The 21,795-nt window shown below is 62.2% G+C and carries 23 protein-coding genes; 18 read left to right on the top strand and 5 right to left on the bottom strand.

From position 1 onward, the window contains the following. Entirely contained in the window at positions 1-1,827 is a 1,827-nt protein-coding gene (locus tag EN859_RS39365) for a (5-formylfuran-3-yl)methyl phosphate synthase (RefSeq protein WP_127854637.1), read from the bottom strand. Beyond that, complete coding sequence (locus EN859_RS19865) at positions 1,824-2,162, bottom strand: hypothetical protein (protein WP_245525641.1); 339 nt, start codon at positions 2,160-2,162, stop codon at positions 1,824-1,826. Before EN859_RS19865 ends, EN859_RS39365 begins: the two co-directional genes overlap by 4 nt. On the opposite strand from EN859_RS19865, the gene EN859_RS19860 reads away from it, so the two are divergent. The 5 genes from EN859_RS19860 (at position 2,050) to EN859_RS19840 (ending at position 6,645) form a co-directional block, all read left to right on the top strand. Next, positions 2,050-3,267, top strand: a complete 1,218-nt coding sequence (locus EN859_RS19860; protein ID WP_245525633.1) for an ABC transporter substrate-binding protein — start codon at positions 2,050-2,052, stop codon at positions 3,265-3,267. The two genes, EN859_RS19865 and EN859_RS19860, sit on opposite strands and share 113 nt — an antisense overlap. A 66-nt stretch (positions 3,268-3,333) precedes the next feature. Next, entirely contained in the window at positions 3,334-4,260 is a 927-nt protein-coding gene (locus tag EN859_RS19855; RefSeq protein ID WP_245525640.1) for a PQQ-dependent catabolism-associated beta-propeller protein, read from the top strand. A gap of 95 nt (positions 4,261-4,355) precedes the next feature. Next, on the top strand, positions 4,356-5,144 hold the full coding sequence (locus tag EN859_RS19850; RefSeq protein ID WP_127854641.1) for an ATP-binding cassette domain-containing protein: 789 nt from the start codon (positions 4,356-4,358) through the stop codon (positions 5,142-5,144). Positions 5,145-5,179: 35 nt separating this feature from the next. Further along, the gene (locus tag EN859_RS19845) at positions 5,180-6,016 is read left to right on the top strand and encodes an ABC transporter permease (protein ID WP_189502120.1); all 837 of its coding nucleotides are present in this window, start codon (positions 5,180-5,182) and stop codon (positions 6,014-6,016) included. After that, complete coding sequence (locus EN859_RS19840; protein WP_127854643.1) at positions 6,016-6,645, top strand: hypothetical protein; 630 nt, start codon at positions 6,016-6,018, stop codon at positions 6,643-6,645. Before EN859_RS19845 ends, EN859_RS19840 begins: the two co-directional genes overlap by 1 nt. 28 nt (positions 6,646-6,673) lie before the next feature. Here the strand turns inward: EN859_RS19840 and EN859_RS19835 are convergent, their stop codons facing one another. Then, a complete protein-coding gene (locus EN859_RS19835; RefSeq protein ID WP_127854644.1) occupies positions 6,674-6,874 on the bottom strand; it encodes a hypothetical protein in 201 nt (66 codons plus the stop codon). A 321-nt stretch (positions 6,875-7,195) separates the two neighbouring features. Further along, positions 7,196-8,137 carry a LysR family transcriptional regulator gene (locus tag EN859_RS19830; RefSeq protein WP_127854645.1) on the bottom strand — a complete coding sequence of 314 codons (942 nt, stop codon included), beginning with the start codon at positions 8,135-8,137 and terminating at the stop codon, positions 7,196-7,198. A gap of 123 nt (positions 8,138-8,260) precedes the next feature. On the opposite strand from EN859_RS19830, the gene EN859_RS19825 reads away from it, so the two are divergent. Genes EN859_RS19825 through gph form a run of 10 tightly spaced genes read left to right on the top strand, consistent with a single transcriptional unit; the run spans position 8,261 to position 18,139 of the window. Then, entirely contained in the window at positions 8,261-9,307 is a 1,047-nt protein-coding gene (locus EN859_RS19825) for a class 1 fructose-bisphosphatase (RefSeq protein WP_127854646.1), read from the top strand. Between the two features lie 8 nt (positions 9,308-9,315). After that, entirely contained in the window at positions 9,316-10,188 is an 873-nt protein-coding gene (locus tag EN859_RS19820) for a phosphoribulokinase (protein ID WP_127854647.1), read from the top strand. 10 nt (positions 10,189-10,198) lie between these two features. Continuing rightward, positions 10,199-12,205, top strand: a complete 2,007-nt coding sequence (gene tkt / locus EN859_RS19815) for a transketolase (protein WP_127854648.1) — start codon at positions 10,199-10,201, stop codon at positions 12,203-12,205. 11 nt (positions 12,206-12,216) lie between these two features. Further along, positions 12,217-13,296, top strand: a complete 1,080-nt coding sequence (gene fba, locus EN859_RS19810; RefSeq protein WP_127854649.1) for a class II fructose-bisphosphate aldolase — start codon at positions 12,217-12,219, stop codon at positions 13,294-13,296. 35 nt (positions 13,297-13,331) lie between these two features. Beyond that, positions 13,332-14,792, top strand: coding sequence for a form I ribulose bisphosphate carboxylase large subunit (locus tag EN859_RS19805; RefSeq protein WP_127854650.1), 1,461 nt, complete (start codon positions 13,332-13,334; stop codon positions 14,790-14,792). Between the two features lie 11 nt (positions 14,793-14,803). Next, positions 14,804-15,223: a ribulose bisphosphate carboxylase small subunit gene (locus EN859_RS19800; RefSeq protein WP_127854651.1), complete on the top strand. Its 420-nt coding sequence runs from the start codon at positions 14,804-14,806 to the stop codon at positions 15,221-15,223. Between the two features lie 16 nt (positions 15,224-15,239). Further along, positions 15,240-16,178, top strand: a complete 939-nt coding sequence (cbbX, locus tag EN859_RS19795) for a CbbX protein (RefSeq protein WP_127854652.1) — start codon at positions 15,240-15,242, stop codon at positions 16,176-16,178. Then, complete coding sequence (gene rpe / locus EN859_RS19790) at positions 16,175-16,861, top strand: ribulose-phosphate 3-epimerase (protein WP_127854653.1); 687 nt, start codon at positions 16,175-16,177, stop codon at positions 16,859-16,861. The genes cbbX and rpe overlap by 4 nt, the downstream gene beginning before the upstream one ends. A 22-nt stretch (positions 16,862-16,883) precedes the next feature. Next, positions 16,884-17,441 carry a thioredoxin family protein gene (locus tag EN859_RS19785; protein ID WP_127854654.1) on the top strand — a complete coding sequence of 186 codons (558 nt, stop codon included), beginning with the start codon at positions 16,884-16,886 and terminating at the stop codon, positions 17,439-17,441. Beyond that, a complete protein-coding gene (gph, locus tag EN859_RS19780; RefSeq protein ID WP_127854655.1) occupies positions 17,438-18,139 on the top strand; it encodes a phosphoglycolate phosphatase in 702 nt (233 codons plus the stop codon). Before EN859_RS19785 ends, gph begins: the two co-directional genes overlap by 4 nt. 111 nt (positions 18,140-18,250) lie before the next feature. Here gph and EN859_RS19775 read toward each other — a convergent pair whose 3' ends face one another. Further along, the gene (locus tag EN859_RS19775) at positions 18,251-18,631 is read right to left on the bottom strand and encodes a cytochrome c family protein (protein WP_127854656.1); all 381 of its coding nucleotides are present in this window, start codon (positions 18,629-18,631) and stop codon (positions 18,251-18,253) included. A 617-nt stretch (positions 18,632-19,248) separates the two neighbouring features. Here EN859_RS19775 and EN859_RS19765 point away from each other — a divergent pair. From EN859_RS19765 to EN859_RS19755, 3 genes are read left to right on the top strand one after another with little or no spacing between them, the layout of a single operon-like run. After that, positions 19,249-20,241 (top strand): ABC transporter substrate-binding protein, encoded by a 993-nt coding sequence (locus EN859_RS19765; RefSeq protein WP_127854658.1) that lies wholly within the window; start codon positions 19,249-19,251, stop codon positions 20,239-20,241. After that, on the top strand, positions 20,238-21,065 hold the full coding sequence (locus EN859_RS19760; protein WP_127854659.1) for an ABC transporter permease: 828 nt from the start codon (positions 20,238-20,240) through the stop codon (positions 21,063-21,065). Before EN859_RS19765 ends, EN859_RS19760 begins: the two co-directional genes overlap by 4 nt. Then, on the top strand, positions 21,034-21,774 hold the full coding sequence (locus EN859_RS19755) for an ATP-binding cassette domain-containing protein (RefSeq protein ID WP_127854700.1): 741 nt from the start codon (positions 21,034-21,036) through the stop codon (positions 21,772-21,774). Before EN859_RS19760 ends, EN859_RS19755 begins: the two co-directional genes overlap by 32 nt. Positions 21,775-21,795 lie beyond the last annotated feature (21 nt).

Genomic DNA, 21,795 nt, shown 5'->3' with positions numbered 1-21,795 from the left:
CTAGCCCGCTTTTTTTGCGGGCCGGGCCGAGGCCGCGATCCCGACGCCGGGCAGTTTGCCCGACGCGAGCAGCGCCCCGGCCCCGGCGGCATCCTTCGGGCCGGCGAGATGGAAATCGATGCCGCCGGGCAGCATGGCGGCGAAGCCGGCATCGACGATGCCTCTGGCCGTCAGGCTGTCGATGGTGTCGCTGTCGGAGAATGCGCTGCTCTGCTTGATAAGCAGCAGCGCATCCGTGCCAAGCTTGCCTGCAAGCCAGGCGGCAAGGGAGTCGGAGGTAATGTCCCAGGAGGCCGGAATGTCCGGTGCTGGCAGCGCCAGTGACGACGGCAGCCACACCGGAATCCTCCCCTCGTCCAGCGTTCGCACCATCTCCTCCAGCGACCGTGCCGGCGCCAGCCTTTCGTCTTGATCGAGGATGATATGCCCGAACTGCTCCATGGCGAGGATCGCCATTGAGTGGGCTGCAGTGTCGGAAAAATCCATGCGAGCCTGCGTCTTGCGCACTTGGTCGGCAAACAGGCCACCGCCGGGCACGATGACTATCGGCAGCCTGGAGGCAGCCAGTGCCGCGATCCAGCTCTCCATTTCCGCCGCATGGGCCGTACTGCCGCCGAGCTTGACAATGGTTGGCCTGATGACGTCAGGCCTTTGCTGTCGCGGCTGGGAAACTGCGCTTCGGTCCTTCCGGCCGGCAGAGCCGGAGGCAACGCTGCGGCGCGTCGATTGGCGCTTGCGTTCGATCTCGACTCCGACGCCGCCTGGACCGAGTTCGAGTTTTTCTACCCTTACCGTGACACGCACGACCCGCGGGTTTTCCAGAATGTGCGTCGCCACCTGCTCGGCCAGGGCCTCGCTGAGCTGGATGTGGCCTCGCGCCACGATGGTGCGGATGCCGTCCATGATGATGTCGTAGGAGAACACATGGCGCATGTCTTCGGGATGGTCGGTGACTTGCAGCACGTCGGCGGTCACGTCGAAGCGCACCTTCTGCGCATGGCCGTGCTCGAAGCTGTAAGCACCGATATGGACCGGCAGGACAAAATCCCGCACGAAGATCCTGTCGGTCCCCAGCGTCGGGTCGGCTCCCGGCGAATAGCCTCTCGCCGCCAGCAGGCGATAGTCGACACTCGACGAACCGCCGGCCCGGGGTTGTTCCGGGACCAAATCGCGGATCTGCGAGACCGCCTCGGCGCTGATCGAGCCCGCGCGGCCGAAGTTGCCGCACAGCGCCCCGCGAAAGCCGAGAAAGTCGGGCGCGAAAGGCAACAGGCGTGGAATATCCGGGGCTTCCAATGATCCGCTCAGGCCAACCATGAGACCGAGCGATTTCGCTCGATCGACGAACCCCGGGATACGTTCGGGCGGCAGATGGTCGAGCAGCCGCCCGTTTGCCTTGTTCGCGGTATCGACCATGGCGCCATGGAAGCGATGTCTGCCAAATAAAGGCAGAAGCTCGAAATCCGGCGCCAGATCGGCGAAAAGCACGGCGATCAGCTTCGTTCGCGCGGCGAGCGGCTCGAGCGCCTCCGCGCAGGCGAAGACATTTGTCGACGGGAAAAAGCCGATCTTGACGTAATCGACGCCGGTCGTCGCGATCTCTTCGGCCTTGGCGCGGATCGTTTCGGGCTCCATCGGCAGGTCACCACAGACCGCGCTGACCGGGGCTCGGCCAGCGATGAGCCAAAGCGTCTTGCGGATGGCCTCCGTGGATACCGCACCCAGCGCTCCCGCCTTCGGATCCTTCAGGTCAATGATGTCGACGCCGCCTGAAAGCGCGATCTCCGCCTCGTCGACGCCGGTGACGCTGCCCAGCATTCTGGTCATTTGAACAGTTTCTCCAGGCTGGAGGAGGCCGCGATCTTTTCGGCGGCCGCAGCATGCCCGCCACGAAGGCGAGGGATCAGGGCAGGCGCGAAAAGTCGGCCTGCAGGGTTTGATAAATCTTGCGGGTCAGCTAAGTTCATCACGGGCACCTTGACTTCGCGCCGATCCGACAACAATCGGACTTTAGCGCAAGAACGGGTAATTTTATCGATGACGAGCGCGGTGCCGGGCACTCTCGCGGCCTTTTTGTGCCTTTTTTCCTTGACCGTCAACGTTACGGACGCGCCAGCCCAGGAAACGACGGCGAAGCCGGAAAAAAAGATAACCGAAATCAAGATAGGCTATTTGCGCGCCTACGCGCCGCAACTGACGCTTTCCCTGCTCGACCTGCCGCCGCGTGACGAAGGTGTCGCCGGCGCCAATGTGGCAATTGGCGACAATAATACGACCGGAAAGTTCACCAACCAGAAATTCAGCCTCGACGTAACCGAGATAAAGCCGGAAGCCGGCGCGGTTCAGGCATTCAATGATCTGATAGCCAAAGGCGACCGCTATGTGGTCGCGGACCTCCCGGCTAGGCAATTGCTGTCGATTGCCGATATCGCCCGTGACAAGGGCGTGCTGATCTTCAACGTCGGCGCCACCGACGACAGCCTGCGCGAAGACGACTGCCGCATCAATATTTTCCATGTCGCGCCGACGCGGAGCATGCTTGCCGACGCGCTGGCGCAGTATCTCGTGGTGAAGAAATGGTCGAATTGGGTGCTGCTCTACGGTTCGCATGAGCAGGATCATCTCTATGCGGACGCGTTGCGCCGCGCGGCAGCCCGTTTCGGCGGCCAGATCGTCGCCGAGAAGGAATTCAAGGACACCGGCACCGCTCGCCGCACAGACACCGGCGCCACGCAAATACAGCAGCAGATTTCCGTGTTCACGCAAGACATGCCGGAGCATGACGTGCTGCTTGTCGCCGATGAAAGCGAGGTGTTCGGGACCTACGTGCCGTACCGCACGTGGACGCCGCGGCTGGTCGCCGGCACGGCCGGGCTTGTCGCATCGTCCTGGCATCCCGCGAGTGAACAATGGGGCGGCATCCAGATGCAGAGCCGCTTCCTGAAGACGACGGGCCGGCGAATGCTTTCCAGGGACATGTCGGCATGGACGGCGGTGCGGGCGATCGGCGAAGCCACCACGCGTACCAATGGCGACGATCCGAAGAAGATCAGCGACTACATCCGCTCGGACGATTTCTCGGTCGCCGCCTTCAAGGGACAAAAGCTGACCTTCCGCAAATGGAACCTCCAGCTTCGCCAGCCGATCCTGCTCGGCGATACCAAATCGGTCGTTTCGACATCGCCACAGCAGGGTTACCTCCACCAGGTCTCTGAGCTTGATACGCTCGGCGTCGATCAGCCGGAAACGAAATGTGTCCTTAAATAGAAACAATCGGGAGGAATTTGCGTGCAGAGACGAGCTTGCGCACTCGCCATCCTCACAGCCGGCTTCATGGCTGATCCGGCATCGGCCTATACAGCCTATGTCTCCAACGAGAAAGACAACACGATGACCGTCGTCGACACGGCGACAATGCAGGTGGTCAAGACCGTCGAAGTCGGCCAGAGACCGCGCGGCATCACCATCTCGCGTGACGGCAAGTTCATCTATTTGTGCGCCAGCGACGACGATACGATCGAAATCATCGACACCGCGTCGCTGCAGATCGTCGGTACGCTGCCCTCCGGCCCCGATCCTGAATTGTTCGTGCTTTCGCCGGACGGCAAGACGCTTTACGTCGCCAACGAGGACGACAATCTCGTCACCGCGGTCGATGTCGAGAGTAAGGAGGTCACGAGCGAGATTCCCGTTGGCGTGGAACCGGAAGGCATGGCCGTCAGCCCCGACGGCAAAACCATGGTCAACACCTCCGAAACCACCAGCATGGCGCATTTCATCGACACCAGTAGCCATGAGGTAACCGACAATGTGCTGGTCGACACGCGACCGCGCTTCGCGCAATTCAAGCCCGACGGATCACAGGTCTGGGTCAGCGCTGAGGTCGGCGGCACCGTAAGCGTCATCGACAATGCCAAACGCGAGGTGGTCAAGAAGATCCAGTTCGCGATTACGGGATTGCGGGCCGAAACCATCCAGCCGGTCGGCCTCGCCATTAGTGCCGACGGCAAGAAAGCCTATGTCGCGCTCGGCCCGGCGAATCATGTCGCCGTGATCAACACCGAAACCTACGAGGTGGAAAAATACATCCTCGTCGGCCAGCGCGTCTGGCATCTGGATTTCACCCCCGATCAGAAGACATTGATAACCACGAACGGCAATTCCAACGACATCACTTTCATCGATACGGCGACCGATGAGCCGGTCCAATCGGTCACCGTGGGCCAGCAGCCCTGGGGCGTGGCCATTTCGCCCAGATAGAAGACAGTGATTATCGGGAAGCCAAGGAACTTCGAGTGGGACCAAAGACGATCGAGCGCGCTAGATAAGCAGCACGTCGTGAGGAGCCATCCGGCATGCAGCATGTGAGGACAAGCGGACCAGGAGATGAGGTGGCGGCACTCGATGTTGCCGGCGTCAGCCATTCCTATGGTTCGAAGCGGGCGCTCAACAATGTCTCATTCTCGATCGCGCCAGCGACTTTCACCGTTCTGCTCGGCCTCAACGGGGCAGGCAAGACAACCTTGTTCTCGCTGATCAGCCATCTTTACGACACGCGCCGGGGATCGATCCACATCTTCGGTCACGACGTCAGCCGCGCTTCCGGCGAAGCGCTCAGGCGTGTCGGCATCGTGTTCCAGGCACGCACGCTCGACCTTGATCTGAGCGTCTACCAGAACCTCTCCTACCACGCCTCGCTGCATGGCATTGGAGGACGCGAAGCTCGGAAGCGTATTTCCGCGCTGCTCGAGATAGTCGACATGCAAGGCCGCCAGCATGACAAGGCACGCAGCCTTTCCGGCGGCCAGATGCGGCGCATCGAGATCGCGAGGGCGCTGCTCCACCGCCCGTCCCTGCTCCTGCTCGACGAGGCGACTGTCGGTCTCGACATCCAGTCGCGCGCGGGCATTCTCGCCACCATCCGCAAGCTCGTCGAAACCGAGGGCATTGGCGTGCTGTGGGCGACGCATCTGATCGACGAGGTTGAAGACGGCGACGATGTCGTCGTGCTGCGGCAGGGCGAACTGGTCGCCAACGGCAAGGTGTCCGATGTCGTCAGGACGAGCGGTGCCGGTTCGATCCGCGACGCCTTTTCGAGGCTCAGTCGTATCGAAGCAGCCGGCATCGCGGAGATATCGCCATGAGCGCTCCCGCAATGCCCGAAAAAGTCGCCGGCATCATGCCGGCGAGATCCGAGAGGTTCGGCCTCCGCCACTACCTCACCTGCCTCAAAGGCGTCGTCCTGAGGGAATGCCTGCGCTTCCTGCACCAGCGCGAGCGCTTCATTTCCTCGCTGGTTCGGCCGCTCGTCTGGCTGTTTATTTTTGCCGCCGGATTCCGGCAGGTACTCGGCGTATCGATCATCCCACCCTACAAGACCTATGTGCTCTACGAGGTCTACATCACGCCGGGTCTGTGCGGCATGATCCTGCTGTTCTCGGGCATGCAGTCCTCGCTGTCGATGGTCTACGACCGCGAGATGGGCAACATGCGCACCCTGCTGGTCAGCCCGTTCCCCCGCTGGTTCCTGCTGGTGTCGAAGATGCTCGCCGGGGTCGCCGTATCGATCGCACAGGTCTACGCGTTCCTGATCGTTGCCTGGTTCTGGGGCGTCAAGGCACCGCCGCTCGGCTATGTCTATGTGCTACCGGCGCTGTTCCTGTCGGGCATGATGCTTTGCGCGCTCGGCATGCTTTTATCCTCGATGATCAAGCAGCTCGAGAACTTCGCCGGCATCATGAACTTCGTCATCTTCCCCGGCTATTTCGCTTCTCCGGCACTCTACCCCTTGTGGCGCATCCAGGAGGCGAGCCCACTGCTTTACAAGATCTGCCTCGCCAATCCGTTCACCTATGCCGTCGAACTGATCCGCTTCGCCTTCTATGGACAGATTGATTGGCTGTCGCTGGGCGTCGTCGCCGGCTGCACTCTGCTGTTCCTGGGCGCCGCCATCATCGCCTACGACCCTTCGCGCGGCCTGATGAGCCGCAAACAGGACACGGGAGAAAATGGCTGATGGCACGGATGAGCCTCATTCGCAGCCTGGTCGTGATTGCCACGCTCGTGCCGATCGCGAACGCCAATGCGGAGAATACCGATCCGGACTGGCCCTGTATGCAGCGCAAGGTGCCGCAGCTCTCGCTCGGCCAGGTCTGGAACGGGCCGAACCTTCCGCCTGCGGCGAAGGACTGGTCGAAGGATTCCGCCGTCTCCGCCCTGGTCGACGAGGTCGCGGCCCGGCGGCTGCCGATTGCCGAAGCCCAGAAGAAGATCAAGGATTTTGCCGCCTCCCTGCCGGCCGGGCAGCTAGTGCCGAAAACGGCGATGCTGGTGCAGGGTATGTTCGATCACATGGACGCCGAGCGTTCGCACGTGATCTCAGGCATTTCCCGTTACGCCCACAAGCAGCTCAAAATGGCCGCTGAGTTGCGCAAGCAAGCGTCCGACGTCGATGCGTTGCGTGCAAAACCCGATGCGGATCCGGACGAAATCGAACGGCGAACCGAGCAGCTGAATTTCGCGACGCGAATTTTCAACGAACGCGCGCAATCGCTGACTTACGTCTGTGACGTGCCGACGATAATCGAGCAGCGGCTTTATCAACTGTCCAAGACAGTTTCGGAAACGCTCGCCGCGAAGAAATAAAAAGACCCGCGTCGAAAGGCGCGGCCGCTCATGTCCCCCGGCCGGGCAGCACGCGCCAGCGCTGCACGAAGTAGCCGGGATGCGTCTCCATCCACTGGGCCACCAGCGGCTGAGCCTGCATGAAGGCAGTCCCAGGATTCATCGCCAGACCGTCCACCATTTGTTCGCGCTGCTCACAGGTCTGCGGCACATCCGTCAGGCAGACCATCATAACGAGCGTGTAAAGCATTGCCCCTTACCCCCATCGAAGTCCCGAACCCCATGCCCGGGACATTTCCGAGACACCGGAATTACGGTCGCGGCCTTGAGCCGTCATTGCCCGTCTTCGCCGGCGTCTACCTTGTCTGCAGGGTTCGCTGCCCAACCAACTGGCTTACAGGTGTGAAAGGACGTGCCCCCGCTCTTTTCGCAGTGCAACATAACATACGAGGCCGTCCAGCGCTATTGGTTGCGGGCGTTCTCCACCCCTTCTTGGAGCTATCTCGCACGATCTTTGGCGTTCGGTATGTCAAGCGTTTCACTCCGGGTTGATTATTGTGTCCGTGCAGCTTCATTCCACTCTGGCGTGCGGATAGAGCTTACCGAACAGGGGTAGGTACATCGCCCCCTTGCGCATAAGGAAATCGTGGAACGTCGCCATGGCCGGCGAGATCGCGTGATCGGTGCGCATCACCGAAAACCATTGCCGGCGGATCGGCATGCCGACAACGTCGAGGATGACGAGCCGGCCGGCTTCGGTTTCCGCAGCGATGGTGTGGGCAGAGATGAAGGCGATGCCGAGACCGGCCATCACCGCCTGCTTGATCGTCTCGTTCGAGCCCATCTCGACGCCGAGATCGTCGATGCGGCCGGGCACGTCGCTCAGGAATATCTCCAGCGAAATGCGCGTGCCGGAGCCGGGTTCACGAATGAGGAAATGCTCTTCGGCGATCCGTTCTTTGGAGATGTCGCGTGCCGACGCCAGCGGGTGTTCGGGCGGCGCGATGATGACCAGCGGGTGATCGCCGAAGACCGAAGCACGCACTGGGACTTCCTTCGGCGGGCGTCCCATCAGCGCGATGTCGATGTCGTGATTCTTCAGATTGTCGACCGTTTCGGCGCGATTGCCGATGGCAAGCCTCATGTCGATATCCCGGTGCTCCTTCATGAAGGCAGCCATGAGCCGCGGCGCGAAATATTTGGCGGTGGAAACGACGCCGAGCCTCAAGCTGCCGGTGCGCACGCCCTTGATCGCGTCCATCTTGTCTTCGAGCAGACGAAGCCGCTCCTCGATAGCCTGCGCCGTCTCGACAAACGCCAACCCTGCGGCAGTGGGACGCATGCCGTCCGACGTCCGGTCGAACAAGGCCAGTTGGAACTCCTCCTCCACTTGTCGCAACTGGATCGTCACCGCTGGGGGAGACAGACCTAACACCTTGGCCGCGCTGACAATTTTTCCGTGGCTGATGATTGCCTGAACGGTCTTGAATTGCTTGAGCGTGAGGTTTCTCATACCGCATACTAAAATTTTTTTACCGGCAAAGTAAAGTTATTGAATTTTACTTATTCGATGTCGTTTGTTTTCATCTCCCAGTCCGGCCGATCCGAGGAGATGCGGCTGGATCGGGAGGTTACGATGCCAGCGGCAACGCTCGACGCTTTTCTGAACTCCTATCTTGGCCCGCCGGACGAACTGCGCTCCGCGGTCGTAGCGACCGTCCGTCAGCTGACGCAGGCTGCCACCAAGGTCCGCAACACCATCAATCAAGGGGTGCTCGGCACCGCCTTTGCCGGGACCCGCGGCGCCAATGCCGACGGTGATGTCCAGAAGGACCTCGACATCTTCGCCGACGACATCTTCCTCGACGCCATGCGCCAGGCTCCGGTCGCGTTCTATGCCTCCGAGGAACTGGAACAGCCGGTCCTGCTTGACGGGCAAGCGCCTCTCGCCATCGCCATCGACCCGCTCGACGGCTCTTCCAACATCGATACCAACGTGTCGATTGGAACGATCTTCTCGCTCCTCCCTGCGACTGGCGCGCCGGATGGAAATCCGGCCGCCTCTTTCTTGCAGGCAGGCGTGAACCAGTTGGGCGCCGGTTTCTTCATCTACGGACCGCAGCTGGCGCTCGTTCTGTCGCTCGGCAGCGGCACGCATGTCTTCGTTCTCTCGACCAGGCTCGGCACCTTCGTCCAGGCCTACGAGAGCCGGATCATCCCGCAGCGCACCCAGGAATTCGCCATCAACGCCGCCAACTACCGGCACTGGGACGAAGCCGTGCGGCTCTATATCGACGACTGCCTGGAAGGCACCGAAGGCCCACGCGAGAAGGATTTCAACATGCGCTGGATCGCCTCCCTGGTCGCCGACTGCTATCGCATATTGATGCGCGGCGGCGTGTTCCTGTATCCGGGCGACCAGCGCAAGGGTTACCGGCAGGGGCGGCTGCGCCTCGTCTACGAGGCCAACCCGATCGCCTATCTCATCGAACAGGCGGCCGGCGCCGCCACCGATACGATTACCCGCATCCTCGAAATCGAGCCCGAGAGCCTGCATCAGCGCGTGCCCATGGTTTTCGGATCGGCGCGGGAAGTCGCGCGTATCACCCGCTACCACACCGAGCCCAGCGCCATCGGCGAGCGTGCACCGCTGTTCAGCCGCCGCGGCCTTTTCAGGGCCTGAGCAGCACGATGTCGGCAAAGCACCCCATCATCACCATCACCGGGTCGTCAGGCGCAGGCACCACCTCGGTCAAGCGCATCTTCGAGCTGATCTTCCGGCGTGAAAACATCGAAGCAGCCTTCATCGAAGGCGATGCCTTTCACCGCTACGACCGCGCCGCGATGAAGGCAAAGGTGGCTGCGGAGGAGAAGGCGGGCAACCCGAACTTCACCCACTTCCATGCCGACGCCAATGAACTCGAAATCCTTGAAGAGGTGTTCGAGGAATATGGCCGCCGGGGAACCGGAAAGACCCGCACCTACATCCATGACGAGGACGAGGAAAAGCAGTACGGCACGCCGCCGGGAAGTTTTACCGAATGGCGCGAATTCGCTCCGAGCGACCTGCTCTTCTACGAAGGCTTGCATGGCTGCGTCGTCACCGACAAGATCAACCTGGCCAGGCACGCCGACCTCAAGATCGGCGTGGTGCCGGTCATAAATCTCGAATGGATCCAGAAGATCCATCGCGACCGTGCAACGCGCGGCTATTCCACCGAAGCCGTGATGGACGTGATCCTGCGCCGCATGCCGGACTATGTACGCTACATCGTCCCGCAATTCTCGCAGACTGCCATCAACTTCCAGCGCGTGCCGATCGTCGACACGTCCAACCCGTTCATCGCGCGATGGATTCCGACGCCCGACGAATCGATGCTGGTCATCCGCTTCGCCAATCCTCGCGGCATCGATTTCCCTTACCTGCTTTCGATGATCCACGACTCGTTCATGTCGCGGCCGAATTCCATTGTGGTGCCAGGCAACAAGCTCGACCTCGCCATGCAGCTGATCCTGACGCCGCTCATCCTGCAATTGATCGAACGCAAGAAACGTGTGTCGTGAGGAGGACGCCATGACCAGCCAAGTAGCCCTGAAGTCTGTCGCCGCCGTCGTCTCGGATCGCGACATGGCGAACGCCATTCGCGCACTGGCGATGGACAGCGTCCAAAAGGCAAATTCCGGACATCCGGGCATGCCGATGGGCATGGCCGATGTCGCCACGGTGCTGTTCAGCCGCTTCATAAATATCGATCCGTCGGTGCCGGACTGGCCCGATCGCGACCGCTTTGTGCTTTCAGCAGGGCACGGCTCGATGCTGCAATATGCACTGCATTATCTGCTCGGCTACGAAGACATGCCGATCGAGGAATTGCGGCGGTTTCGCCAGCTGGGCAGCCGTACCGCCGGACATCCGGAATATGGCCATGCGCTTGGTGTCGAGACGACGACCGGGCCTCTCGGGCAAGGCATTTCGACCGCCGTTGGCATGGCGCTGGCGGAGCGCATGCTTGCTGCCCGCCACGGCGCCGATCTCGTCGACCACTATACCTACGTGATCGCCGGCGACGGCTGCCTGCAGGAAGGCATCAGCCACGAGGCGATCGACCTTGCCGGTCACCTGAAGCTCTCCCGCCTGATCGTCTTCTGGGACGACAATGCGATCTCGATTGACGGACCGACTTCGCTGTCGACATCGATGGACCAACCGGCAAGGTTCAAAGCCGCCGGATGGTATGTCCAGTCGGTGGATGGCCACGACATGGAAGCCGTCGCTGCGGCAATCGAAGCAGCGCAGCTGTCGGATCGGCCGTCCCTGATCGCCTGCCGCACGGTAATCGGCAAGGGCGCACCCAATCTCGGCGGTTCGGAGAAGACGCATGGCGCACCGCTCGGCGATGCGGAGATCGCCGCGACGCGCGAGAACATCGGCTGGGCCTACGCACCGTTCGAGGTGCCGGACGACATCCTTTTCGCCTGGCGAGAAGTTGCCGGCCGCGGCCAAGCGGCGCGGCGTGCCTGGGAGCAGCGGCTTGCTGCCTCGCCGCAGCGCGAGGCCTTCGACAGCGCGATCGCCGGCAACCTCCCTGATGCGGTCTTCGAAGTCCTCGGCGCTTTCCGCAACGAACATGTCGAGAAGGCGACCAAGGTTGCAACACGCAAAGCCTCCGAAATGGCGCTCGCTGCGATCAACGGCGCAACCGACCTGACGGTCGGCGGCTCCGCCGATCTGACGCATTCGAACCTGACGATCACCAAGGGCATGGATCGCATAGCGCCGAGCGACTATGCCGGCCGCTACATCCACTATGGCATCCGCGAGCACGGCATGGCCGCAGCCATGAACGGCATCGCACTGCATGGCGGCTTCGTGCCTTATGGCGGCACGTTCCTGTGCTTCACCGACTATGCACGCGGCGCGATGCGGCTCTCGGCGCTGATGGGCCAACGCGTCATCTACGTGATGACGCATGACTCCATCGGTCTCGGCGAGGACGGCCCGACCCACCAGCCGGTCGAGCACCTGGCTATGCTGCGGGCCACGCCCAACCTCAACGTCTTCCGTCCGGCCGACATCATCGAAACGGCGGAGTGCTGGGAGCTGGCGCTGAAGAGCAAGAACCGGCCGAGCGTGCTGGTGCTCTCGCGCCAGAACCTGCCGATGCTGCGCCAGGCACACGGCGACGAGAACCGGTCCAGCCAAGGCGCCTACATCCTGCGCGAGCCATCCGGGCATCGCGCCGTGACGCTGATGGCCACCGGCTCGGAGGTCGAGATTGCCGTTGCCGCCGCCGAACGCCTGGAAATCGAGCACGGCGTCGCCGCCGCGGTCGTCTCGATGCCGTGCTGGGAGCTTTTCGAGGCGCAGGACGCCGACACCCGCAAGGCCGTTCTCGGCTCGGCGCCGCGCATCGCCGTCGAAGCCGCGGCGCGGCTTGGCTGGGACCGCTGGATCGGCGACACCGGCGCCTTCGTTGGCATGGCCGGTTTCGGCGCCAGCGCCCCTGCCCCGGATCTCTACCGGCATTTCGACATCACATCCGAAGCCGTCGCGGCAGCGGCGCTGAAGCTCATCATCTAGGAGGACCCACCATGGCCCGCATCACCCTTCGCCAGCTTCTCGACCATGCCGCCGAGCACGGTTATGGCGTGCCGGCATTCAACATCAACAACATGGAACAGGGGCTTGCCATCATGGAGGCGGCCAGGGCCTGCGACGCGCCGGTCATCATCCAGGCCTCGCGCGGCGCCCGCTCCTATGCCAACGACATCATGCTGGCGAAGATGATGGAGGCGTTGACCGAAATCCACCCGGCCATTCCGCTATGCATCCATCAGGATCACGGCAACAACGAAGCCACCTGCCTTTCGGCAATCCGCCATGGCTTCACCTCGGTGATGATGGACGGGTCATTGATGGCGGACGCCAAGACGCCGGCCAGCTACGACTACAACGTCGCCATCACTGAGCGTGTCGCGCGCATGGCGCATTGGGTCGGCGCTTCCGTCGAAGGCGAGCTCGGTGTGCTCGGCTCGCTGGAAACCGGCCAGGGTGAGGCCGAGGACGGTCACGGCGCCGAAGGCGCGCTTTCCCACGACCAGCTTTTGACCGATCCCGATCAGGCGGTCGACTTCGTGGCCGCCACCCGGGTCGACGCGCTGGCGATCGCCTGCGGGACCTCGCATGGCGCCTACAAGTTCACCCGCAAGCCGGACGGCGGCATCCTGGCCATGCAGGTGATCGAGGCGATCCACGAAAAGCTGCCGAACACCCATCTGGTCATGCATGGCTCTTCCTCGGTGCCGCAGGAACTGCAGGACATCATCAACAAGTATGGCGGCGAGTTGCCCCAGACCTTTGGTGTTCCCGTCGAGGAGATCGAGCGCGGCATCCGCTACGGCGTGCGCAAGGTCAACATCGATACCGATTGCCGCATGGCCATGGCCGGGCAGTTCCGCCGCGTGGCAATTCAGGACCCGCGCGAATTCGATCCGCGCAAATTCCTGAAACCCGCCATGGACGCCTTGCGCGACCTTTGCCGCGATCGCTTCGAACGCTTCGGCACCGCGGGCAACGCCTCGAAGATCAGGGTCATTGCCATGGACGAGATGGCGAAACGTTACGCCGCGGGAAAACTCGACCCGCACATCACAACCGCGAAAGCCGCCTGAGCGGCGGTCCACCAAAAAAGGAAAGGACCAGTGCCATGGCCAACAAATCCGAAACCGTCACCGGCAAGGACCGCTACAGATCCGGCGTCATGGAATACAAGAAGATGGGCTATTGGGAGCCCGACTACGAGCCGAAGGACACCGACATCATCTCTGTGTTCAGGATCACGCCGCAGGATGGCGTCGACCCGATAGAGGCCGCTGCCGCCGTCGCCGGCGAATCCTCGACCGCAACCTGGACGGTGGTCTGGACTGACCGGCTCACAGCGACCGAAAAATACCGCGCCAAGGCCTATCAGGTCGACCCGGTGCCGAACGCGCCTGGACAGTATTTCGCCTATATCGCCTATGACCTCGACCTCTTCGAGCCGGGTTCGATCGCCAATCTTTCGGCGTCGATCATCGGCAACGTTTTCGGCTTCAAGCCGTTGAAGGCACTGCGGCTCGAAGACATGCGTTTTCCAGTCGCCTATGTGAAGACCTTCCAGGGTCCGGCGACGGGCATCGTCGTCGAGCGCGAGCGCCTCGACAAGTTTGGCCGCCCGCTGCTCGGCGCCACCGTAAAGCCGAAGCTCGGCCTCTCGGGCCGCAATTACGGTCGTGTGGTCTACGAGGCGCTGAAGGGCGGGCTCGATTTCACCAAGGACGATGAGAACATCAACTCGCAGCCCTTCATGCATTGGCGCGAGCGTTTTCTCTACTGCATGGAGGCCGTCAACAAGGCACAGGCCGAGACGGGCGAGGTCAAGGGGACCTATCTCAACGTCACCGCAGCGACCATGGAGGACATGTACGAACGTGCCGACTTCGCCAAGGAGCTCGGCTCCAACATCGTCATGATCGACCTGGTCATCGGCTACACCGCAATCCAGTCGATGGCGAAATGGGCGCGCAGGAACGATATGATCCTGCACCTTCATCGCGCCGGCCATTCGACCTACACGCGCCAGAAGAGCCACGGCGTTTCCTTCCGCGTCATCGCCAAATGGATGCGGCTTGCCGGCGTCGACCACATCCATGCCGGTACCGTCGTCGGCAAGCTGGAAGGTGATCCGGCGACGACCAAGGGCTATTACGATGTCTGCCGCGACGACTTCAACCCGAAGCGGCTCGAAAACGGCATCTTCTTCGACCAGCACTGGGCATCGCTCAACAAGCTGATGCCGGTGGCATCCGGCGGTATCCATGCCGGCCAGATGCACCAGCTTCTCGACCTGCTCGGCGAGGACGTGGTGCTGCAGTTCGGCGGCGGCACCATTGGCCATCCGATGGGAATCGCCGCTGGCGCCACGGCCAACCGGGTGGCTCTCGAATGCATGATCCTCGCCCGCAACGAGGGCCGCGATTATGTGCGGGAAGGGCCTGAGATTCTCGAGCACGCCGCCCGGTCATGCTTGCCGCTGCGACAGGCACTCGATGTCTGGAAGGACGTGACCTTCAACTACGCCTCGACCGATACGCCGGACTTTGTCCCGGTGGCAACGGCTGCTGAATAAGGAGATCGACAATGCGTATCACCCAAGGCGCCTTTTCCTTCCTGCCCGACCTGACCGACGACCAGATTCGGTCTCAGGTGCAGTACTGCATCGACAACAAATGGGCTGTCAGCCTGGAATTCACCGACGACCCGCATCCGCGCAACATCTATTGGGATATGTGGGGCCACCCGATGTTCGACAATCCCGATGCGGCGGCGCTGATCATGGAGCTGAACGCGTGCCGCAAGGCCTACGGCGACCGCTACATCCGCGTCGTCGCCTTCGACGCCTCGCACGGCTGGGAATCGGTGAAGCTCTCCTTCATCGTCAACCGCCCGGCCGAAGAACCCGGCTACCGGCTCGAACGGCAGGAGGCGGCGGGCCGCATGATCCGCTACACTACCAAGCCCTATGCGGCGGACAGGCCGGCGGGAACCAGGTACGGCTGAACGTCAGGAGAATGCGATGTCGGCGCCAGCTTTGGCCGAAACGGAACTGCCCGCAAACGCCGCCCCGGCGGCGATCGACCTGCGCGAGGAATTCGAAAGTTCCGGCGTCAAGGACGTTCTGGCCGAGCTCGACCGCGAGCTGATCGGGCTCGCCCCGGTCAAGAAACGCATTCGCGAGACGGCGGCACTGCTGCTGGTCGAGCGGGCGCGGCGGCGCATGGGCCTCGCCCACGACACACCAACGCTACATATGAGCTTCACCGGCAATCCCGGCACCGGCAAGACCACTGTCGCGCTGCGCATGGCCGACCTGCTGCATCGGCTGGGTTATATCCGCAAGGGCCACCTGGTATCGGTGACGCGCGACGACCTGGTCGGCCAGTATATCGGCCACACCGCGCCCAAGACCAAGGAGATCCTCAAGAAGGCGATGGGCGGGGTGCTGTTCATCGACGAGGCCTATTATCTCTACCGGCCGGAGAACGAGCGCGACTACGGCCAGGAGGCGATCGAGATCCTGCTGCAGGTGATGGAGAACCAGCGCGACGATCTCGTGGTCATCCTTGCCGGCTACGCGCAGCGGATGGACCGCTTCTTCGAGAGCAATCCGGGATTTCGTTCCCGCATCGCCCACCACATTGACTTTCCGGATTATACGGACGAGGAACTGCTCAGGATCGCCGGAAAGATGCTCGACCAGCAGAATTACCTGCTCGACGATATGGCAGCAGCCGCAATGGCCGACTACATCGCAAGACGGCGCGCGCAGCCGCATTTCGCCAACGCCCGCTCGATCCGCAACGCGCTCGACCGGGCACGGCTGCGGCAGGCAAACCGCTTGTTTGAAAGCGCCAAAGGACCGCTCGACGCCAAGGCGCTGTCGACGATCTCGGCTGAAGATATCACCGCCAGCCGGGTCTTTGCGCTAAAACCAAGGGAAGGAGAAAGCAAATGACGCGAAAAACCATCATCGCCCCTTCCGTTCTGTCATCGGACTTCTCGCGACTCGGCGACGAGATCGAAGCTGTCGTCCAGGCGGGTGCCGACTGGATCCATCTCGACGTCATGGACGGCCATTTCGTGCCCAACATCACCTTCGGTCCGCCGGTGATCAAGGCGATCCGTGATCGAACGGACAAGGTCTTCGACTGCCATCTGATGATCGCACCAGCCGACCCCTATCTCGCCGCCTTCGCCGACGCCGGCTGTGACATCATCACGGTGCATGCCGAGGCCGGGCCGCATCTCGACCGTTCGCTGCAGGCGATCAAGAACCTTGGCAAGAAGGCCGGCGTGTCGCTGAACCCATCGACGCCCGAAAGCGTTATCGAATATGTGCTCGACCGGCTCGATCTGGTGCTCCTGATGACGGTCAACCCGGGTTTCGGCGGCCAGGCTTTCATCTCGGCGGTCGTCGACAAGATCAGGCGAGTCAAGGCGCTGGTCGGTCACCGCCCGATCGACATCGAGATCGACGGTGGCATCACGCCCGAGACCGCCCCCCTGGTCACCGCGGCCGGCGCCAATGTGCTGGTCGCCGGCTCGGCCGTCTTCAAGGGTGGCACCGAGGCTGCCTATCGCGCCAATATCGGCGCCATCAGACAGGCCGCAGACGGAGCAATCCGAAAAGCCGCGTAGACCATTTCCTCGGAGGACGAAAATGGCAGCAATCCCACCTGTCTGCGATTTCGGCTGGCAAGCCATCGATGCCGTTTTGCCCGGCGTCGACGGCAAATCGCATTCGATCTTCGACCACGCCGGTCCGAACGGGCTGGTCGTGGCCTTCATCTGCAATCACTGCCCCTATGTGAAGGCAGTGATTTCACGCATCGTCCGCGATGCCAATGACCTCAAGGCCGAAGGCATCGGCTTTGTCGCGATCAACGCCAACGATGCCGACGCCTATCCTGATGATTCCTTCGACAACATGAAGCTCTTCGCCAAGACGAACGGCTTTACTTTCCCTTATCTCCACGACGAGCCCCAGTCGGTGGCGCGTGCCTATGGAGCCGTGTGCACCCCGGATTTCTTCGGGCTCAACAGCGAGTTTACGCTGCAATATCGTGGCCGGCTGGACGCATCGCGACGGGACGCCGGACCGCCCGGACTGAGGCGTGATCTGTTCGAGGCGATGAAACAGGTTGCCCGAACCGGCGACGGACCGCTGGACCAGATTGCTTCGATCGGCTGTTCGATCAAATGGAAGGGGGCCGCATGAACGTCGGCGCAGGCAGGCCGTTTCGATCGCCGAAGGCGATCCTGTTTGATCTGGACGGCACGCTGGTCGATTCGGCGGCCGATTTGACGGCCGCCGTCAACGAGTTGCTGGCCAGCCGCGATCTGCCGGCGCTGCGCCTGGATCAGGTCAAGGCCATGATCGGCGGCGGCATCAGGAAACTGGTCGAGCGGGCCTTCGCAGCGTCCGGAACGCCGCTCCTCGGCAGCGCGCTCGAAGAGGCCAACCGCGACATGGCGCCGATCTACCGCAGACATCTGACCGGCCTGACAAGGCTGATGCCTGGCGTCAGGGAAGTTCTCACGCACTTCCATTTGAACGGCAAAGCCATGGGCTTGGTGACCAACAAGCCGCAGTTGGCAACGCGCGAAATCCTGCTGCATTTCGGGTTGACGGAATATCTTGGCGCGATCGTCGGCGGCGACGCGGTGACATATCTCAAACCGGCGCCCGACGCTCTGCTGTTGGCCCTCGACCAGCTTGGGGTCGAACCCTATGACGCGCTGATGGTGGGAGACAGCGGCGCCGACGTGGGCGCCGCGCGCGCCGCCGGCATGCCCGTCGTTCTGCTGCGTGGCGGCTACAGCCAGATTCCCGTTGAGGACCTTGGCGCCGACCTTGTTTGCGACAGCCTGCGCGACCTGCCGTCGGCGATGCAGAGGCTGCAAGACGCTGCTTGACCGGCAGCGCCTTGAACCTTGCTTATGCATGTCGTTGTCCCAAAACCGCTGCGCACTTTTGGGCGACACGCATGAAGCGGATGCCGGCCGCGAACAGCCGGCGGAGCCGTGTTACTTGGAGAATTGCTTCAGATAGGCGATGACGTTGGCGACGTCCTCGTCCTTCTTGAGGCCGGGAAACGCCATCTTGGTCCCTTTGACCATGGCCTTGGGGTCGTGAAGGTAGGTCGTCAGCGTGGCTTCGTCCCATTTGACGCCGGACTTTCCGGCCTCGGTCATGGCTGGCGAATAGCTGAACCCCGGATGCGTGCCGGCCGTTCGGCCGATGACGCCGTTCAACGACGGACCGATCTTGTTCTGGTCCTTGTCTGCGACGTGGCAGACCTTGCACTTGGTGAAGACCTTCTCACCCGCCGCGGCATCCTGTGCCTGGGATTGATTGGTAATGAAAGTCGCAACGGACACGACGGCGAAAAATGCGATTGCGCGCATGGCATTTCCTCATTGATCGTCAAGGTGCCCTGGACAATTTGCGCACGCCTTTGCTTTGACCCACCGGCATGCGTCTCTATAAGGCAGAGCGGAATCCGCTCCTCCCATTACGGAGTTGCGGCGCCTGCATCGCTGAAAGCTAGCCGGCAGACGGCGGAAGTCAACCATGCATAGGTGCAGAGGAGCTCGGCTCCGATAGAGTGCCAGCCTGTCCATTCGCCTTTGTTGACGGCTATCGGGCGAACGCGTAGCTTCAAGCCATTCTGGTTTCCCATGGGCACCTCGGGAGACCAGCAAGCGATGATTTCGTCAGGCTCGCGGATCGGGCCCGATCTCGCCAAGCGGGCATCTTTAAGCGCGCAAGAGGTGCTGAATGGATATGGTCGACCTCATATTGACGGTTTGCCTGAGTGCCAATCCGGGCAATTGCCGAGACGAACATCTCTATTTCGAGAGCCGCGGCTCTCTGCTCCAATGCATGGTCCTGGCGCCAACCGAAATCGCGAAATGGTCGCAGGAGCACCCGACCTTAAAGGTCAGGCGCTGGAAATGCGCTTTCCCGAACAAGGACCGAGCGATCTGATCGGCGCCCCTGTTGCAGCCCGGGAGGAGACATCATGATGATTTCGCGTCGGGGAATGCTGCATCTGGCAGCCCTTGCAACAGTCGCGATTCTCGCCTCAAGGCCCGTCACCGCCTTCGCTACAGCCAAGGTTCGCATTGGTGTGCTGAAGTTCGGCACCGTGAGCTGGGCGCTTGATACGCTGAAGCAACACAAGTTCGACGCAGCCAACGGGATCGATCTGGAGATTATCTATTTCGCCGGCGAGGATGCGACCAACGTCGCGATGCTGGCCGGCGCGATCGACATGATCGTGACCGACTGGCTGTGGGTCTCGCGCCAGCGCTCGGAGGGCAGCGATGTCACATTGGCCCCCTATTCGACCGCCGTCGGGGCGATCATGGTGAAGCAGGAATCGCCGATCCGCACGATCGCCGACCTCAAGGGAAAGAAGATCGGCGTCGCCGGCGGCCCTCTCGACAAAAGCTGGCTGCTGATACAGGCGCTGGCCAGGCGCGATCACGGTCTAGACCTGCCGGCAACCAGCGACATCGTCTTTGGCGCGCCGCCGCTGATCTCGGAAAAGGCAATTCAGGGCGAACTCGATGCGGTGCTCAATTTCTGGCATTTTTGCGCCCGGCTCGAGGCCAACGGCTTTCGTCGGTTGGTCGGCGCGGAGGATGCGGCGAGAGCGCTCGGAGCCTCGGGCGCCGTGTCGGCGCTCGGCTATGTTTTCCATGATAAATGGGCGAACGAAAACCCGGACGCCGTCCGCGGCTTCCTCAAGGCTTCCGCGCAGGCCAGGGATTTGCTGACCAGATCCGACGACGAATGGCTGCGCCTGGCCCCGATTGTCCGCGCAGAAGGCGAGGAACTGGCAAAACTGCGTGACCGCTATCGTGAGGGCATCCCCAGACGGCCGGTCGCAGAGGAGGCCGCCGACGCCGGTAGGCTCTATCACGTGCTGGCCGAGATCGGCGGCGAAAAGCTGGTCGGCAGCGCGCCGGAAATGGCGCCCGGCACGTTCTGGCAGGAACTCCTGAAATGACCACGCCGGACACCGGCGATCGGATGCGCGGCGCCGCGGCCGACATGTCCGGCCAACCCAGCCCTGCAACGGCGCTGATACCTGTGCTGACGGTAGCGCTCTCTCTTTTCGGGCTTTGCCTGCTGTGGGCCTTTGCGGCAAATGCTTGGCAAAGCCGTGCTTTTCCAGGGCCTGGCAAGGTCTGGCAGGTTTTGCTCAGGGAGGCGGCGAGCGGCGATCTTTTCTACCATCTCGGCGCGACGCTTAGCCGGGTTGCGGCGGCATACGTCGTCGCGATGGTTATCGGCTCGGTCATCGGCGTTCTCCTCGGCAGCTACCGGGGCGCGGACCGGTTCTTCAGTCCCTGGGTGATCCTGTTTCTCAACATTCCCGCGCTGGTGGTCATCGTGCTGGCCTACATCTGGTTCGGCCTCAACGAGGCGGCGGCGATAGGCGCGGTTGCCGTGAACAAGATCCCGAATGTCGTGGTGACCATGCGCGAGGGCGCCAGGGCACTTGATCCGAGTTACGCCGAGATGGCCGCCGTCTACCGCTTCGGTCCCCTCGACCGCATCCGCCACGTCCTGCTGCCGCAACTGCAGCCCTATCTGGCCGCGGCCTCGCGATCGGGCATCGCCCTCATCTGGAAGATCGTCCTGGTGGTCGAACTGCTCGGCCGCTCCAATGGTGTCGGCGTCCAGATCTATGTCAATTTCCAACTCTTCGACGTCGCCGCCATTCTTGCCTATACGCTGGCGTTCGTGGCGGTAATGCTTGTCATCGAACTTCTTCTGGTGCAGCCCGTTGAACAACATGCAACCCGTTGGCGCCGTCGTCCCGCTTAGGGTCGACATCGCCGAAAAGATTTTCAGGTCCGCGCAAGGCGTCTCCGTCACGGCGCTCAAAGACCTTTCCTTCGAGGTCCGGCAAGGCGAATTCGCTTGCCTGCTCGGGCCATCGGGCTGCGGCAAGACCACGACGCTGCGTATCCTGCTTGGCCTCGACAAGCAGTTTTCCGGCTCCTTCCAACTGCCTGAAGGCGGCTCCAACCGGATCGCCGCCGTATTCCAGGAGCCGACCTTGCTGCCGTGGCGGACAGTGGAGCAGAATGTCAGGCTAGCGCTGCCGAAAAGCCTGAGAACGAAAGATCTCGACGGGCTGTTCGACATTCTCGGCCTCGCCGGCATGCGCTCGCTCTATCCGGCTGAGCTTTCCCTCGGCCTTGCGCGCAGGGCAGCACTGGCGCGGGCCTTCGCTACCGAACCGGCCGTGCTTTTCCTGGACGAACCCTTCGTCTCACTTGATGGACGGACCGCCGAGCGACTCCGGCACCTGCTTTTGACGGTGTGGTCTGAGCGGCCTACGACCGCCTTGATGGTAACGCACAATCTGTCCGAGGCCCTGATGCTGTCGGACCGCATTATCGTGCTCGCGCCGCGGCCAGCCCATGTGCTCGGCCTGTTCGACGTGCCGCTGCCGCGGCAATACCGCAGCCCACAGGTGATGAGCGACCTTTTGCGGTCGTTCCACCAGAAATTTCCAGGCGTCACCTGAACCAGTCTCCGCCCGGAAGAA

The sequence above is a fragment of the Mesorhizobium sp. M00.F.Ca.ET.216.01.1.1 genome (assembly GCF_004010325.2).
Classification (GTDB): domain Bacteria; phylum Pseudomonadota; class Alphaproteobacteria; order Rhizobiales; family Rhizobiaceae; genus Mesorhizobium.
This window is presented reverse-complemented; position numbering and strand designations above follow the sequence as displayed.

Bases quoted from the DNA above. Each gene is read 5' to 3' on its own strand.
- EN859_RS19765 (WP_127854658.1), top strand. From the start codon at position 19,249: ATGATGATTTCGCGTCGGGGAATGCTGCATCTGGCAGCCCTTGCAACA.
- rpe (WP_127854653.1), top strand. From the start codon at position 16,175: ATGACGCGAAAAACCATCATCGCCCCTTCCGTTCTGTCATCGGACTTC.
- EN859_RS19785 (WP_127854654.1), top strand. From the start codon at position 16,884: ATGGCAGCAATCCCACCTGTCTGCGATTTCGGCTGGCAAGCCATCGAT.
- EN859_RS19825 (WP_127854646.1), top strand. From the start codon at position 8,261: ATGCCAGCGGCAACGCTCGACGCTTTTCTGAACTCCTATCTTGGCCCG.
- gph (WP_127854655.1), top strand. From the start codon at position 17,438: ATGAACGTCGGCGCAGGCAGGCCGTTTCGATCGCCGAAGGCGATCCTG.
- EN859_RS19775 (WP_127854656.1), bottom strand. From the start codon at position 18,631: ATGCGCGCAATCGCATTTTTCGCCGTCGTGTCCGTTGCGACTTTCATT.
- EN859_RS19855 (WP_245525640.1), top strand. From the start codon at position 3,334: ATGGCTGATCCGGCATCGGCCTATACAGCCTATGTCTCCAACGAGAAA.
- fba (WP_127854649.1), top strand. From the start codon at position 12,217: ATGGCCCGCATCACCCTTCGCCAGCTTCTCGACCATGCCGCCGAGCAC.
- EN859_RS19800 (WP_127854651.1), top strand. From the start codon at position 14,804: ATGCGTATCACCCAAGGCGCCTTTTCCTTCCTGCCCGACCTGACCGAC.
- EN859_RS19850 (WP_127854641.1), top strand. From the start codon at position 4,356: ATGCAGCATGTGAGGACAAGCGGACCAGGAGATGAGGTGGCGGCACTC.
- EN859_RS19755 (WP_127854700.1), top strand. From the start codon at position 21,034: ATGCAACCCGTTGGCGCCGTCGTCCCGCTTAGGGTCGACATCGCCGAA.
- EN859_RS19845 (WP_189502120.1), top strand. From the start codon at position 5,180: ATGCCGGCGAGATCCGAGAGGTTCGGCCTCCGCCACTACCTCACCTGC.
- tkt (WP_127854648.1), top strand. From the start codon at position 10,199: ATGACCAGCCAAGTAGCCCTGAAGTCTGTCGCCGCCGTCGTCTCGGAT.
- EN859_RS19830 (WP_127854645.1), bottom strand. From the start codon at position 8,137: ATGAGAAACCTCACGCTCAAGCAATTCAAGACCGTTCAGGCAATCATC.
- EN859_RS19835 (WP_127854644.1), bottom strand. From the start codon at position 6,874: ATGCTTTACACGCTCGTTATGATGGTCTGCCTGACGGATGTGCCGCAG.
- EN859_RS19760 (WP_127854659.1), top strand. From the start codon at position 20,238: ATGACCACGCCGGACACCGGCGATCGGATGCGCGGCGCCGCGGCCGAC.
- EN859_RS19805 (WP_127854650.1), top strand. From the start codon at position 13,332: ATGGCCAACAAATCCGAAACCGTCACCGGCAAGGACCGCTACAGATCC.
- cbbX (WP_127854652.1), top strand. From the start codon at position 15,240: ATGTCGGCGCCAGCTTTGGCCGAAACGGAACTGCCCGCAAACGCCGCC.
- EN859_RS19820 (WP_127854647.1), top strand. From the start codon at position 9,316: ATGTCGGCAAAGCACCCCATCATCACCATCACCGGGTCGTCAGGCGCA.
- EN859_RS19840 (WP_127854643.1), top strand. From the start codon at position 6,016: ATGGCACGGATGAGCCTCATTCGCAGCCTGGTCGTGATTGCCACGCTC.
- EN859_RS39365 (WP_127854637.1), bottom strand. From the start codon at position 1,827: ATGACCAGAATGCTGGGCAGCGTCACCGGCGTCGACGAGGCGGAGATC.